This window comes from Clostridium sp. ZS2-4 (assembly GCF_026719745.1).
In the GTDB taxonomy this organism is placed as follows: domain Bacteria; phylum Bacillota; class Clostridia; order Clostridiales; family Clostridiaceae; genus Clostridium_H.
This window is the reverse complement of sequence record NZ_JAPPRQ010000002.1, coordinates 1-556: the sequence shown is the minus strand read 5'-3', so window position 1 is coordinate 556 and position 556 is coordinate 1. Positions and strand designations below refer to the sequence as shown.

1 pseudogene is annotated in these 556 nt (G+C 38.8%); it reads left to right on the top strand.

Annotation, left to right across the window (positions count from 1 at the left end):
- Nucleotides 1-556: pseudogene (locus OIO11_RS00215) on the top strand (hypothetical protein); the annotation flags it as partial.

Here is a 556-nt window from a genome sequence, read left to right as displayed (position 1 = left end):
ATAATGTAATAAAAGAAGGAAGAGATAGAGAAACATATCCTCCCTTTGATGATGAACCAATAGCAGGTAGAAAACCAGCACCACCGGAACCACCTAAGGAAGAAAAGAAAGGGTTTAACTGGGGAGGTTTGTTAGTAGGAGTATTGGCTACTGTTGCAGTAGTTGCATCTGTGGCAACATTTGGAACAGCAGCAGTAATTGGAGCAGTTGTCTTAGGTGCATGTGCAGGAGCAGCATGTGCAGTAGTAAGTACTGCAATATCTGATAGTATAAGTGGTAATAAAAGTAGTCTTGGAACTTATGCAAAAAATGTACTAAAGGGAGCTTGTATAGGAGCAGTATCTGGAGCGATATTTGGTCCATTTGGTGCCTTTGAAAGTGCAGCAGGAGTTATGAGTTTTGGTGGAATAAATGGAGCTGCTGATAGTCTATTGACTCAAGCTATAGATGGTAAATTTAGTTTAAGTCAAATTTTATTCGATGGAATTATAGGAGCAGCAACAGCTGGTTTATTACATGGTGTAGGAAAAATTGTATCAAAGGTTTCACCATATAT